Genomic DNA, 13399 nt, shown 5'->3' on the forward strand with positions numbered 1-13399 from the left:
TATGTCCATTTAGGCGGGCGTCGCAAAGAAACCAATGCAATCGAATTTCTTGTCCGGCGCCGCCTTCGCCGTATCAAGGATCAATTTGAGCGACCGGGCAAAGCTGCGATTTGGTCCTTCAGGCGTTTCACCACGCGCTTTGATCCGCTGATGGATGCTGTTTTCCCACGCCCGCCACGCCGCTTTGTAATGCCGGGTGTATCCGTGATAGCGCCAGTCAGTAATTTTCAGGCCAACCGCATCGCAGAGTATTTGAAGAGAGTCTTTGGTAAAGAAGTGAAGATGCCGTGGCACATCAAGCATCTCGGAAATCTGCACGTTTCGCTGGAAATACAGCGCGCCACAGTTCGGCACCTCACAATAGAGCGTACCGTCCCGCCGCAGGCATTTGCGTGCATTCTCCAATGCCTTGCGCGGCGAAATACAGTGTTCGAGAACATGGGTGGTTGTGACGACATCGAAGGTCTCGCCTTTGATTTCGGGCGGTAGATGCTCGGCAGTCCCATTGCTCGTGATCATACCGTCTTCGGCTGCAGCCTTACGCGCTGCGGGGTCAGGCTCTACACCCGCAACCTCAAAGCCGCGCGCTTTGGCATCGGCCATCAGGGCGCCCTTGCCGCAGCCGATATCAAGGAGTCGCCCTTTATTGGGACATTTTTCGGCTATCGTGTCCGGTAGCGGTGCCGGGGGATCATCAAACGTCCAGGCCAGCTTGGTCAGAATGCGGTCTGCCAATGTTGGTTTGACCTCCGGCATATGCGAGCTGTTGCCTTGCGTGTAATAGCTTTCCAGGTCGTAGTGTTGCGCGATCTCGGCGTCAGTGGGCATGCGGGTTGTAAACCCGCGATGACAATCCGGACACCAAACCAGGTTCCCAAAAGGCGTATCCTTACCGGATTTTACATCAAATGTGATATTGGTCCATGGCTTTGCTGCTGCATGATTGCAACCTTGACGTGCGTCAAGCATCAATAATCCCTTTCCGCTCCAATGCGTTACGCCTTGAAAAGGACGGATCAATCTTGCCCAAAGGCGGTCGCTTAATGACAGGACACCGGCGAAATCGTTGCCGAACCTGCAAGCACCATACCTCAAATTGAGTGTTTGCACCAGTTTCCGGTCGAGTGGCCGTTTGGCACCTAGCTTTCCTTGAAAGCTCCGTACTTGCCGGCATGGAAAACGAGGGGAGCGCCACCACTGTGGTGGGCCTTGGTCACGAGACCGACGACGATCACATGATCGCCGGCATCATGCGTTGTTTCGAGGTTGCATTCGAAGGTGGCAAGCGCCCCCTCGATAATTGGCATGCCACAGTGGGACAGATGTGTCGGTACATCCTTGATTGCCGTTTTGGACTTTATGATGGCTGCGCAAATGTCACGCTGGTCTGCACTGAGCACATGAATTGCAAAGCGGCGAGAGCCGGCAAAGTGCTCGAACCTTTTTGATGACTTTGCCGGGGACCATAGAACAAGAGGTGGGTCGAGCGAGACGGAGGCGAAGCTGTTGGCGACGATGGCAACGGGACCTTCCAGGCTGTCGGTTGTCACCACTGTCACACCGGTCACAAATGTGCCGAGCGCGCCGCGAAAGCTGTCCGCATCCGTGCTGGGGTCGAAGGTTGCTATGGTCCCTGCGTCCATCATGGCACCTCTTGCCCGAGGGCGGCTGTGTAGAGTTCGAACCAGGTTTGCCGGTCCATCCCAACCTTCAATGCGTCCGATAACACTTTGATCCGGTTCAGATTGTTGGTGCCCATAACGGGCATGATGTTGGCTGGATGTGCCAGCAGCCAGGCCACGGCAACAGCGCCGATATCGGTATCACTGGCTTGCGCTACTTTGGTCATTGCCGTGCGCAGTTCCGCATTGCCTTCGCCGGAGACCAGCGTGCCGCCGCCCAGTGGCGACCACGCCATGATGGGGATACTGCGTTGCTGCAGATAGGCGACATCACCGTTGGTGAAGCCCTGATGGGCGCTGAGCGACAGTTCGATCTGGTTAGTGATGAGCTTGGTCTTCATCGCCGACTGCAGGAGCAGCCAGTCGTGCAATTTGAAATTCGAGACACCGACGGAACGGACCTTGCCGGAGGCGACGATGTCGTCCAGTGCAGCGCCCGTTTCATGGTGGTCCATCATTGGGTCGGGGCGATGGATGAGCAGGGTGTCGATCCTGTCGATGTTCATCAACCGCAGGGAATGATCGACGGAAGCAGTAATATGGTCACGGCTGGTGTCGTAGTATTTGACGCGCGCATCGCTGTACCGGCCCATAGGTGCCACGATATCGCATTTGGTGACGATCTCGATCTTGTCCTTGAGCGCAGGCGCGGCTTTCAGAGCATTGCCCAGCACTTCTTCGGCCTCGTAACCGCCATAGATGTCGGCCTGATCCATGGTGGTGATGCCCTGTTCGAGGCATGCCTCAATCTTGGCCTGTACATGAGCGGGCGAGGTGTCGCTGTCATCGCCTAAGCGCCACATGCCATAGATGATGCGGCTGAAGGAAAGGTCGTCGGTGATCTGGATGCGGTCCATTAGCGGCGGGGTCCTGTGCCAAGCGGCGTGGCTGGTGTTTCGGATGGCACGCGCCCGTATTCGTGGGGGAGCGAGCAAGTTTTTAAGTGGGGCATGACGCGTTTGCCAAAATGCTTGGCCTCGTCGATATGCGGGTAGCCCGAGAAGATGAAAGCACGGATGCCCATCTTTTGATAGGCCTCGATTTTGCTGAGTATCTGATCCGTTGAGCCGACAAGGGCCGCCCCGCAGCCGGAGCGGGCGCGGCCGACGCCGGTCCAGAGGCCGGGTTCGGTGTATCCGTATTTGTCGGCTAGTTCCCGTGCGCGAGCCTGATGCGACACGCCAAGCGATATGCTGTCATGGGCGCGGTCGCGGATCAGTTTGCCGTATTCGTCGTCCAGTTTGGACGCGATGTAGTCGGCGTATTCTTTGGCTTCTTGTTCGGTGTCGCGCACGATCATGTGGACGCGCAGACCGTAATCCAGCGTGCGGTTATGCGCAGCCGCCCGTTCATTCACGTCCTTCATGCGCTGTTCCAGCATGTCAGTGGTTTCGGGCCACATCAGGTAGACGTCGCATTGCGCACCGCAGAGTTCGAGCGCAGCGGGTGAATAGCCGCCGAAATAGAGGAGTGGTCCGCCATTTTGCTGGTAGGGTTTAGCAGGGTCAGTGGTGAGTTTGGATATCTGGTAGATCTCGCCTTCATAGCTGACCTCGTCCTGCGTCCAGCATTTGCGCAGGATTTCGACGACCTCATGAGAGCGCTTGTAGCGATAGGCGCTTTCGGCAACCTCGCCCGGGAAATCGCTGCTGATTACGTTAAGGGTTAGCCGCCCCTTGAGCATGTGGTCGAGGGTCGCGATGGTGCGGGCGAGCATGATGGGCTGGACTTCGCCGCAACGGATTGCGGCGAGGAAGTTCATTTTAGTCGTCAGCGGGGCCATGCCAGCGACGAAGGATAACGTGTCCTGTCCGACCTGATAGGACGAGGGGGCGAGGATGTTGCGGAAGCCCTGTTCCTCTGCCGTAAGAGCGATGTCGCGGCAGTGCTCCCAGCTTGAGCGCAGGTCGCCGTCGGGGACACCGAGGAATTGATAATCGTCTGAACACAGGGCGGAAAACCAGCTGACTTCGGCGGCGTCAAGATCTGCACTAGTGATCGGGACAATGGTCATCGATTCTCCTCCCCGAGATGTGTTGTTGCCTCTTGCGTAGCACGCGAATTTATGTGCAACAATAGTGTATCAATCTTCTTTTGCCACCCAGGGAGGGGTCGATATGGCAAAGACCTCAGCCCTGCCGAAATTCATCCAGTTGAGCGAAATGCTGATCCGCGAGATTGCCGCCGGGCATCTGGCAGATGGATCACGCCTGCCGCCAGAGCGGGAAATGGCGGAAGATCTGGGTGTCGCCGTAGGGACCTTGCGCAAGGCATTGGCGGATGTGGAAGCCAAGGGGCTTTTGGACCGTGTGCAGGGGTCGGGGAATTATGTGCGGCATCGTCCGGTCGTAGATTCGGTTTATGCCTTCTTTCGGTTGGAACTGCTGAAAGGCGGCGGCTTGCCGACGGCAGAGGTGCTTTCCGTGGATCGCTTGGCCAAGCCTGAAGGCTTTGCACAGTTGGGAGGGCATCCGGAGGGGCATCGCATTCGGCGGCTACGATCACTGGATGGTGTCTTGGTGGCGCTTGAGGAGATTTGGTTGGATCGGGCACAGCGAGATGTCATCGTGAAAGATGACTTGTCAGAGTCGCTTTATCACTTTTATCGCCATGAATTGGGGCTGGTGATTGCCAGCGTTGAGGATCGGATTGGCGTTGAAGTGGTGCCGGACTGGGTACCGGATGTTTTTCATCTGAAAGCCGGGCAAACCACCGGTTACATCGAACGGATCAGCCGGACCGCGACCGGGGAACCGACCGAGTTTTCGCGCACCTGGTATGATGCCCGGCGCGCCACTTACATCTCTCGCATGGGCAAAGGTTAGACAAACGTGAGCACGATCAATTACGGGATCATCGGCTGCGGCATGATGGGCCGCGAACATATCCAGAATATCAATCTTTTGCCGCAGGGCCGGGTGTCGGTGGTCTACGACCCGGTTTCGGAACTGGCTGAGGCTGCGGGTACCTTGGCAGAGAATGCGCATGTGGCGGGTTCGCTGGAGGAGTTGCTGGCTTTCGAGGCACTGGATGCGGTGGTGATTGTCAGCCCGAACTATCTGCATGTCCAGCAGTTGCAGCAGATCGTGGCGACACGACCGATACCGATCCTGTGTGAAAAGCCGCTTTACACAAACCCAGTGGATGCACCTGTTCTGGACGCCTTGTTCAAGGACTATCCGCAGCCGGTCTGGGTGGCGATGGAATATCGTTACATGCCCCCGGTTGCGGCCCTGATCGCGCAAGCCGCGCAAGCCACGGGCGGGATCAAGATGTTGACGATCCGCGAGCATCGCTTTCCGTTTCTGCCGAAGATCGGTGACTGGAACCGCTTCAACGCCAAGACGGGGGGCACGCTGGTTGAGAAATGTTGCCACTTCTTCGATCTGATGCGCTTGATCCTGGATGATGAGCCGGTGCGGGTCATGGCAAGTGCGGGGCAGTCGCTGAACCATATTGATGAGCGTTATGATGGGGTGGCGCCGGATATCTGGGATAATGGCTACGTGATTCTCGATTTCGCCAAGGGCGCGCGGGCGATGCTGGAACTGTGCATGTTTGCCGAAGGGTCGAAATGGCAGGAAGAGATCAGCGCGGTGGGCCCCAAGGGCAAGATCGAGGCGCTTGTGCCGGGGCCGGGACGGTTCTGGCCGAAACTGCTGGGTGATCCGCCTGTGCCGCAGATGATCATCAGCCCGCGCGCGCCAAAGGGGCCATATGTGTCAGAAATTCCCGTTGATCCCGCACTGCTGGATGCCGGGGATCACAACGGCTCCACCTTCTATCAGCACCTGCGCTTCAATGCAGTTCTGCGTGGCGAAGGCGAGGTTGAAGTGACACTGGCAGATGGCGCCATGGCGATCCAAATCGGTCTGGCTGCGCAGGAGAGCGCGCGGACAGGGCAAGCCGTTACACTGTAACAGCGGCTTATTCGCTCAGCGTAAGGGAAGCGAAAGAGGGGGCAACTACCCCCTCTCAAGTCAGCATCTCCGCAAGTACGTCGCCAAACAGTGACATCAATGCGCAAGCATCACGGCAGCGTCCTGTTGTTCGATCATTGTCCGCGTTGTGCCACCAAAGACCGCTTGGCGAAGGCGCGATTGGCCATAGGCACCCATGACGATCAGATCGGCATCCACCTCTTTGGCGTGCGCCATGATCGCTTCGCCGACCTCAGCGCCGTTCGTCTGATATTGCTCTACTGTAATTGTGCAGCCGTGATGACTGAGCCATTTGGCAAGATCGGCGCCCGGCTCTTCACCATCTGCTGTTTCCTTCTTGATCGCGTCGAAAGTGCCGATTGTTACATGTTCGGCCTTCTTGAGCATCGGCAGCGCCTCATGCACCGCGCGGGCTGCAGGGGCGCTTGTGTTCCAAGCCACAAAAACCTTTTTGGGAGCAAGCGGCGCGGCTGTCTGGTGCGAATTGATGACGACACCGACCGGTGAGTTGAACAGGAGGCCAAAAAGCAGTTTGCGATATGCTTCTTCATCTTCCCGCAGATCGTGTTGGAGAACGGCAACATCGCAAAGCATGGCACGCGGCGCCACATCATCATCCAGCGACGCGGGAAATGAACAGATCACGCCTGCTTCTCCCGATATGCCTTCCTTCTCAAAAAAGGCGTTACTGCGTTGGCGTTTTTCTTCCATTACCGCGGCGAGCGCCTGACGCTCCTGCACCCATTTATGCGGTACTTCGACGGCGCCATAGGGCATGCCCCCGTAAGCATAGACGGGAATTGGCTGGACCGGTCCGATATGCAGAACCGACAGATACGCGTTTTGTGCGCGCGCGGTTTCGGAAAGGTGCGCAAGGTCCTGATCGGTGCCGTTGGGCCCCTGAAGGACAAGGATGGTCTGGTTTTGCATGAGGCTCTCCGTTTTTTGCGGTGCTGCTGTATTTCTAGAGCCTCCAGCCCGGCCCCGAATTGAGATTGATCAATCGCCTTACGGACGTCCACGCTACTTTATTCGAAACGGAAATCAGAGCATTCAGGATGTCGGCAGACAACTATTACAAGGTATTGGGAGTTGCCCGAGATGCGTCAGATGATGCTATCAAGCGGGCCTATCGCAAGCTGGCCCGCAAATATCATCCTGATGTAAATACTGGCGCTGACGCGGCGCAGATGTTCCAGACGGTGAGCGAGGCCTATGATGTGCTGCGCGATCCTGAAAAGCGCGCCGCCTATGATCGGTACGGGGCGGATTGGCAGAACCCCAGACCTCAGGCGAACTGGGATGGCGGCTTTGGATTTGCACCGGATGATATGGGCCGGGCAGGTGCGGCTGATTTTGATGACATCTTCAAAGCTTTTGGCAGCGGCGGGTTTGCACAGCGTGCGGTGCAGCATGTCCGGTTGGAAGTTGATCTGGAGGATGTCTTTGTCGGTGCCCGCAAGCGGGTGGAACTTCGCCTGCCGCAATTGGATCAGCAGGGTCGTGTCGTTTGGCGCACCGAAACGTTGGATATCGATATTCCCAAAGGCCTATCAGAGGGTCAACATCTGCGCCTGCAAGCCGATGGAACTGAGCTGATTGCGGAGGTGGCGGTAAAACCCCATCCAATTTTTCGCTTGGATGGTCGCGATATCTCGGTGGATCTGCCAGTCACGCCTTGGGAGGCGGCGTTGGGCGCGCGTGTCGCAATGCCGACGCCCAGCGGTAAAGTGGAGATCAGGGTGCCGCCGAATGCGCGGAGCGGTCAGAAACTACGCTTAAAGGGCAGGGGGCTGCCTGGTGCTGTGGCCGGTGATCTTTTTGCGACGCTGTTGATCGTCAATCCGCCCGTGAAATCTGCGGAAGCCAAGGAACTATATGAGAACATGGCGCGGGAGTTCCGTTTTGATCCGCGCCGAGCGAGGGAGTGATCATCATATGAGACGCGCTAGTCCAAGTTCAGTTGAGGTTATCGAGGCGCTGACGCTCACCGAATTGAGCCAATTCTGCCATGTAAAGGTCGATTGGGTTGTCGCCCTGGTCGACTATGGTGTGCTTGACCCATTGGGGCGCGATGCCTCTGACTGGCGTTTTTCACCGCCCAATGTACTTCGAGCGCGCAAGGCGCGTCGTTTGACTCATGATCTGGGTCTCAATCTTGCAGGGGTTGCTCTGGTTCTCGACCTGATCGAAGAGCGCGATGCACTGTCACGTAAATTGGCGCAGATCGGTCGCTGATCGGGAAAAGCTGTCACACTTTTCTAAGTTTTGCCAATAGAGAGCGGGTGCTGTTGGATTTTGCAAACCCTCGCCTGTCTCATTGGCCGACGCGCGGTCGGCCAACAAACGTTCAGGTGCCGGAGATTTTGACCTTACGCACCGCCGCTTTCGCCTCGGCCGGTTTACGGATTTGCAGTTTCAGCACCCCGGCATCGAATGCTGCAGTTACGGCATCATCGTCTGGCACAAAACCCAAAGGAACCCGTCGTTCGAAATGGCCATAGCTGCGTTCGATCAGATGATAACTCTTGTCGCTTTCTTCGCGATCGTTGGACTTTTCACCTTTGACTGTCAGAACATCGCCATTGATGGTCACATCGATGTTGTCCTTGTCCACGCCAGGCACCTCAACGGTAATTTCCACCATGTCGTCGCTTTCGCTCATATCAATTGCGGGCATCATCTGGCCGGATAGTCCGAGACGAGATGCTGTTCCGCGGATCGTCGGACTGAAACGCATACGATCAATCATTCGCTCCATCTCTTCCTGCAGCGTCTCAAAAAAAGGCTGCGGATCAGTGGGGCGCGGTGTGATTTGGTTATCCATTGCACTTCCTTTCATCTCAATCGAGGGTTCTTTCATAAGATGAAGCGCTGCGCCCTGCATTGATTTTCGTCAATGGGTCGTATTCCCGACAGCGCTAAAACGATGACACACCGCAATAGCTGAGGATGTGTCATGTGGAGCCTCAAGATCATCACCGTTGTCGCCGCTTTCGCGTTGGCTACTGCCAGTGACGCCCAGACTATGTCGGCCTCGAACGGCGGTGATAGTTTTGCTGCCGGAACAACAATTACCGAAACCTACGGTGCCGCAGGCGATGTGTTCGCAGCTGGTGAGATTGTGTCGATCGCAGGCGTCGCCGACGGCGACGTGCATGTCGCGGGCATGGATGTGGACGTTGATACTGATACGGAGGCGGATCTTTATGTGATGGGTGGGTCGGTTACGATCGGTTCCAATGTCGCGGAAGATGTGACCGCTATGGGATATAGCGTTCGTCTAACATCCGCTGCGGTGGTTAACCGAAATGCCCGTTTTCTGGGGCGATCCGTCGTCATCGATGGGACGGTCGCGGGTGCCTTGTCGATTGCAAGTGCGGAGGTGACGCTAAATGCGCCAATTGGCGGTGATGTACGGCTTGCCGCCGAAAAGATCAGTTTTGGCCCGAATGCTCGGATTGATGGCGTGCTGACATACTCTGCCGAACGGCCGATCAGCATTCCCGAACGGGTGATCTCGGCAGATCGTGTCCAATTCGAGGTACTGACCAACCGCCCCATGTGGCAAGAAATGCGCGAGACTTGGGATGATGTGGAGATGCCCATCCTCCCCACCTTTGTAACGCTTCTATCGGCGTTCATTGTGACGCTGGCATTCTTCATATTGATCGGCGGCATTTTCCTGACCTTCACACCCAAACACGTCGCCAGCATGCGTCGTGAAATCGCCGAGCGCCCGGGCCACATCTTTCTGCTTGGTATCTTGGGTTTGTCCATGCTGTTTGGTCTGGTGCCGATTACCGCGCTTACAATTTTTGGAATCCCATTTGTGCCCTTCGCCCTACTGCTGATTATCGTCGCATGGACCTTGGGTTACGTTCTGGCGGCTTATGCTATCGCGATGCGGGCGACGCTGGCCTTGGGTGGTCCCTCGGACCCGTCAATTCTGGTCCGGTTGTCGGTGCTCGCCGTCGCAGTATGTCTTGTCACATTGCTGAACTTCATTCCGTTTGTAGGTTGGGTCGTCAATTATACGTTGGTTCTTTTGGGCATTGGGGCAATGGCGAGTGCTTTGTTCAACCGACTGATCGGTAATCCCGGCTACGCCTATGACGTAGATATGAAACCAATTGAAAATTAGGAGGCGCTGATGACGACTGGTCAAATCCATGTCTTTGAGAGAACGACCCACGAAGCCCATGAATGGGTGAATGACCTGTCAGGTCGTTTGGGTTGGTCAAGCGAACGCGATGTATTGCGCCTGCTCCGCGCTGTTATTTGTAGGATCCGTGACCATTTGCAGATCAATGAGATGGCACAATTGTCCGCCCAGCTTCCGATCATGCTCCGTGGGATGTATTATGAAGGCTGGCAACCGAAGTTGACGCCAGTAAGAGAGCGACACCAAGATGAGTTCGTTGCCGCGATCGAGGAACAGGTCGGTGACGTTCTGGATTATCGTGGTCCAGAAGACATTAGGGTGGTGTTCGAACTGCTGAACGCCCGCATATCACGCGGTGAGGTTGACGATGTTCGCGCCAACCTCCCCACTGAGTTGAGAGACATGTGGCCTGCGCCCTAGTTGCATGAAGCTTCGCCTTCGGCCAAGGCAAAAAGATCCCTGGGTTTCAATACGATGACCGTGTAAATGCGATCCAGGGCGATCACGTTGCGTTTGCGCAATTGTGTAAAGGTTCGACAGACCGTTTCGGTCGTCAGACCGAGGAAATCGGCAATGTCAGACCTGCTCATCGGCAAGTCGAACTGTGTGAATTCGCCAAGCGGTGTACCGACCCGATCGGCCAAGACGCAAAGAAATGACGCTACTCTTTCACAGGCTGATTTTCGTCCCAGCATCAGAAAGTGGTCCTGCATCGCGCTGATTTCGCGCAAGGCCGCCTGCAGCAAACTGGCATGGAGCGCAGCATCCCCAGTGCTACTTTCCAAAGCGGCCCGATTATGTACCACGACTGTGGTTGGCCGAAGCGCCTCGCAATCGGTGTGGTATTGGCCGTCACTTGGAAAACCGACGACATCTCCCGGATACCCAAAGGCGATGACTTGTCTGCGTCCATCCTCCATCAGCCGGGTCAGGCGTAGTACGCCTGAGACAACCCGGTAGATATTGCCTGCCTCTTCGCCTTCGAAAAACAAGTGCTTGCCTTCGGCCACGCGGTGCAACCGGGTAACCGTTGAGGTTTTGACAGGTTGTGGGATAAGTTGCGGCGAAACATGTTCATTCAGTCGCGTTACGTACATGAGAACCCCCGTTCAGTTTCAGGGATGGTATGATCGGTCACTGTCGCAAGTGTTCTGATGGGCAAGTAACGGATTGTATCAATTTGTATCCCAAGAATCGCAAAGCTTACAAAACGGCGATGCGTCCGCTATCTTACGCTTACGGCAAGCTCTGCCATCGGTGACCAAATGACCCAACCGCGCATCCTGATCGTTGATGATGAACCCAAGATTCGCACCCTTCTCAGGCGTTGCCTTGAGGGTGAGGGCTATCAGGTACGTGAAGCTCACGACCGTGCATCGACCCTGAAGATTTTGAACTCTGCCAGGCCAGCGCTGATCACGCTGGATCTGCAACTGGGCGAAGATGACGGGATTGAGGTGGCCCGAAAAATCAGGGCGATTTCATCGGTTGCGATCATCATGGTGACTGGTAAGGATGACGTAATTGATCGTGTTGTCGGGTTGGAGGTGGGCGCCGACGACTATATCACCAAACCGTTTCATGTGCGCGAGGTCATTGCGCGGGTCAAATCTGTCTTGCGTCGGTCCCAGATCGCAGCCGCGCCGGCTGAAACCAGCGATGAAGGCCGGCGGACTGCTGCCTCTGATACCCAGCAAACTGATACGCTGTCGTTTGATGGTCTGCAGGTGAATCTGGACCAGTTCGAGATCATCGGACGCGATGGCAGACCCATCGGTCTGACGAGCGGCGATTTCAGGCTGCTGCGGATATTTCTTCAGCACCCACAGCGGGCATTGTCCCGCGAACGATTGATGGATCTGTTGGGTGGCTGTGCTTGGGCACCGCTGGATCGAACCATCGATAATCAGGTATCCAGATTGCGCAGAAAGATTGAACGCGATCCTGCGCATCCCAAACTGATTACAACGATCCGGGGCGTCGGCTATTCATTCACCGGACAGGTTGGTCGTGTGACAGATCACTCACTGCCCAGCATGGTCTGAAGTTTTTCAGCCAGCACAACCTGCCGATACGGTTTTTGCAGGATTTCAAAGCTTTGCCGCAGCTTTTGCGCATCCTCCGCATAGCCGGAGGTCAGCAGAATTCTGATATCTGGGAACTCATTGCGCACCTTTTGGGCAAGCCTGCATCCGTCCAATGTGCCGGGCATCACCACATCGCTGAATAACAGATCTGGGGTCAAACCGGATGTCAGCATCCTGTAAGCGGTATCGCCATCGCTGGCCTGCGCGGTGCGATAGCCAAGTGCGGCAATGCGCTCAACAGACAGGTCCAGTATCTGTGGGTTGTCATCGACAACCAATACAAGCTGTCCGTTGCCGCGCAGCCCGGTCTCCTTCGCCGAATTGTGGTTATGGATCGCAGCTTCGCCATCCTCGACCGGAAAATAGAGCGCAAATGTGCTTCCATGATCCAGTTCGCTATACACCGTGACATGTCCACCCGTCTGTCGCATGAAGCCGTGAACCATCGCCAGCCCAAGCCCGGTGCCGCGGCCCAATGGCTTGGTAGTAAAAAACGGCTCAAAGGCGCGCCGTGTGGCATTGGGTGACATCCCCGTGCCGGTGTCTGTCACCGAAAGGCGTATATATGTGCCCTCAACCACGTCGATTTCCTGTGCCACATAGGTGTCGTCGATCCGTGCCAATTCGGTATTGATTGTGATCTTTCCACCATCGGGCATCGCGTCTTTGGCATTTAGAGCAAGATTGACGATGGCTGTCTGCAGTTGGGTCGGATCGACCATGACGGGTGGTAGATCACGGTCAAAATCGGCCTCAATGCGATATTCATCGCCTAGGGTACGCCTCAGGATACCGAGCGCCATCTCGCAGCCGTGGTTCAGATCGAACGGTTCTGCCTTCAGATCGCCACGTCTGGCAAACATGGTCAGTCGCTCGGTCAGATCAGCGCCCAGCTCGGCCGCTTCCAGCGCATCTGTCAGCATAGCTGCGGCAGTTGCATCCGCGATTTTTGGCTGCAACAGTTCTAGGTTGCCGATGATGATGGTCAGCAGATTGTTGAAGTCATGAGAAATACCGCCAGTCATCTGGCCCAAGGCATCCAGCCTCTGCGACCGCGACAATGCCCTTTCTGTTGCAACCCGCTGGGTCAGATCGTGCAGGATCGCGACGAAGATTGGTTGCCCCCTTGCATTCGTGCGCCCGACCGACAAATGCAGCGGAAAGACCGTACCGTCTCTTCGTTGCCCTTCCACCTCCCGACCAATATCGATGATACGTTTCATCCCGGTTTTCAGGTGGTGGGCCATGAAACCATCATGCGCGTCGGCAACGATGTCAGGCATCAGAATTGAGACACTCCGGTCAACCAGACTGTCGGGTTCGTGCCCGAACAAGTCGTAGGCCGCTTTGTTCGCGCGCAGTATGCGACCGGCTTTGTCAGACACGATTATCGCGTCTACCGTCGCCTCAAAGATCGCGCCAAGTACTGCGGCGTCTTCTAGGGCGCTTCCACTCATGTACTCACCATGGGTCATTCCCTAACCATAGTATGGCATCCCGTAGCCGCGATAGTATTGATCTTTG

At 56.2% G+C, this 13399-nt stretch carries 15 protein-coding genes; 7 read left to right on the forward strand and 8 right to left on the reverse strand.

The genetic code is table 11. The features are described 5' to 3' along the window. Positions 1-9: 9 nt before the first annotated feature. The 4 genes from ACFWW2_RS20465 to ACFWW2_RS20480 all read right to left on the reverse strand — a co-directional run bounded on the left by ACFWW2_RS20465 (position 10) and on the right by ACFWW2_RS20480 (position 3696). Positions 10-828, reverse strand: a complete 819-nt coding sequence (locus tag ACFWW2_RS20465) for a class I SAM-dependent methyltransferase (RefSeq protein WP_393931242.1) — start codon at positions 826-828, stop codon at positions 10-12. Between the two features lie 311 nt (positions 829-1139). Next, positions 1140-1643 (reverse strand): flavin reductase family protein, encoded by a 504-nt coding sequence (locus ACFWW2_RS20470; RefSeq protein WP_393931244.1) that lies wholly within the window; start codon positions 1641-1643, stop codon positions 1140-1142. Beyond that, on the reverse strand, positions 1643-2539 hold the full coding sequence (locus ACFWW2_RS20475; RefSeq protein WP_393931246.1) for an aldo/keto reductase family oxidoreductase: 897 nt from the start codon (positions 2537-2539) through the stop codon (positions 1643-1645). Before ACFWW2_RS20475 ends, ACFWW2_RS20470 begins: the two co-directional genes overlap by 1 nt. Further along, positions 2539-3696, reverse strand: a complete 1158-nt coding sequence (locus ACFWW2_RS20480; protein WP_393931248.1) for an LLM class flavin-dependent oxidoreductase — start codon at positions 3694-3696, stop codon at positions 2539-2541. The genes ACFWW2_RS20475 and ACFWW2_RS20480 overlap by 1 nt, the downstream gene beginning before the upstream one ends. 103 nt (positions 3697-3799) lie before the next feature. Here ACFWW2_RS20480 and ACFWW2_RS20485 point away from each other — a divergent pair, with 103 nt between their 5' ends. Next, positions 3800-4507, forward strand: coding sequence for a GntR family transcriptional regulator (locus ACFWW2_RS20485; RefSeq protein WP_393931250.1), 708 nt, complete (start codon positions 3800-3802; stop codon positions 4505-4507). Positions 4508-4513: 6 nt separating this feature from the next. Beyond that, on the forward strand, positions 4514-5602 hold the full coding sequence (locus tag ACFWW2_RS20490; RefSeq protein ID WP_393931252.1) for a Gfo/Idh/MocA family protein: 1089 nt from the start codon (positions 4514-4516) through the stop codon (positions 5600-5602). A gap of 96 nt (positions 5603-5698) precedes the next feature. On the opposite strand, the gene ACFWW2_RS20495 is transcribed toward ACFWW2_RS20490, so the two are convergent. Beyond that, entirely contained in the window at positions 5699-6553 is an 855-nt protein-coding gene (locus ACFWW2_RS20495) for a universal stress protein (RefSeq protein ID WP_393931254.1), read from the reverse strand. A gap of 128 nt (positions 6554-6681) precedes the next feature. Between ACFWW2_RS20495 and ACFWW2_RS20500 the strand changes: the two genes are divergently transcribed. After that, complete coding sequence (locus ACFWW2_RS20500; RefSeq protein ID WP_393931256.1) at positions 6682-7554, forward strand: DnaJ C-terminal domain-containing protein; 873 nt, start codon at positions 6682-6684, stop codon at positions 7552-7554. A gap of 7 nt (positions 7555-7561) precedes the next feature. Beyond that, a complete protein-coding gene (locus ACFWW2_RS20505; RefSeq protein ID WP_393931258.1) occupies positions 7562-7861 on the forward strand; it encodes a chaperone modulator CbpM in 300 nt (99 codons plus the stop codon). Positions 7862-7973: 112 nt separating this feature from the next. Here ACFWW2_RS20505 and ACFWW2_RS20510 read toward each other — a convergent pair whose 3' ends face one another. After that, positions 7974-8510: an Hsp20/alpha crystallin family protein gene (locus tag ACFWW2_RS20510; protein ID WP_393931260.1), complete on the reverse strand. Its 537-nt coding sequence runs from the start codon at positions 8508-8510 to the stop codon at positions 7974-7976. A gap of 72 nt (positions 8511-8582) precedes the next feature. On the opposite strand from ACFWW2_RS20510, the gene ACFWW2_RS20515 reads away from it, so the two are divergent. Beyond that, positions 8583-9767 (forward strand): hypothetical protein, encoded by a 1185-nt coding sequence (locus ACFWW2_RS20515; RefSeq protein ID WP_393931262.1) that lies wholly within the window; start codon positions 8583-8585, stop codon positions 9765-9767. Positions 9768-9776: 9 nt separating this feature from the next. Then, complete coding sequence (locus ACFWW2_RS20520; protein ID WP_393931264.1) at positions 9777-10208, forward strand: DUF2267 domain-containing protein; 432 nt, start codon at positions 9777-9779, stop codon at positions 10206-10208. Here the strand turns inward: ACFWW2_RS20520 and ACFWW2_RS20525 are convergent. Next, entirely contained in the window at positions 10205-10885 is a 681-nt protein-coding gene (locus ACFWW2_RS20525) for a helix-turn-helix domain-containing protein (protein WP_393931266.1), read from the reverse strand. The genes ACFWW2_RS20520 and ACFWW2_RS20525 overlap by 4 nt on opposite strands. A gap of 168 nt (positions 10886-11053) precedes the next feature. Between ACFWW2_RS20525 and ACFWW2_RS20530 the strand changes: the two genes are divergently transcribed. Continuing rightward, positions 11054-11833, forward strand: a complete 780-nt coding sequence (locus tag ACFWW2_RS20530) for a response regulator (RefSeq protein ID WP_393931268.1) — start codon at positions 11054-11056, stop codon at positions 11831-11833. On the opposite strand, the gene ACFWW2_RS20535 is transcribed toward ACFWW2_RS20530, so the two are convergent. Beyond that, positions 11809-13332 carry a PAS domain S-box protein gene (locus ACFWW2_RS20535; RefSeq protein ID WP_393931270.1) on the reverse strand — a complete coding sequence of 508 codons (1524 nt, stop codon included), beginning with the start codon at positions 13330-13332 and terminating at the stop codon, positions 11809-11811. The two genes, ACFWW2_RS20530 and ACFWW2_RS20535, sit on opposite strands and share 25 nt — an antisense overlap. Between the last annotated feature and the right edge of the window lie 67 nt (positions 13333-13399).

It is taken from the genome of Yoonia sp. R2-816, from assembly GCF_046762905.1.
Classification (GTDB): domain Bacteria; phylum Pseudomonadota; class Alphaproteobacteria; order Rhodobacterales; family Rhodobacteraceae; genus Yoonia.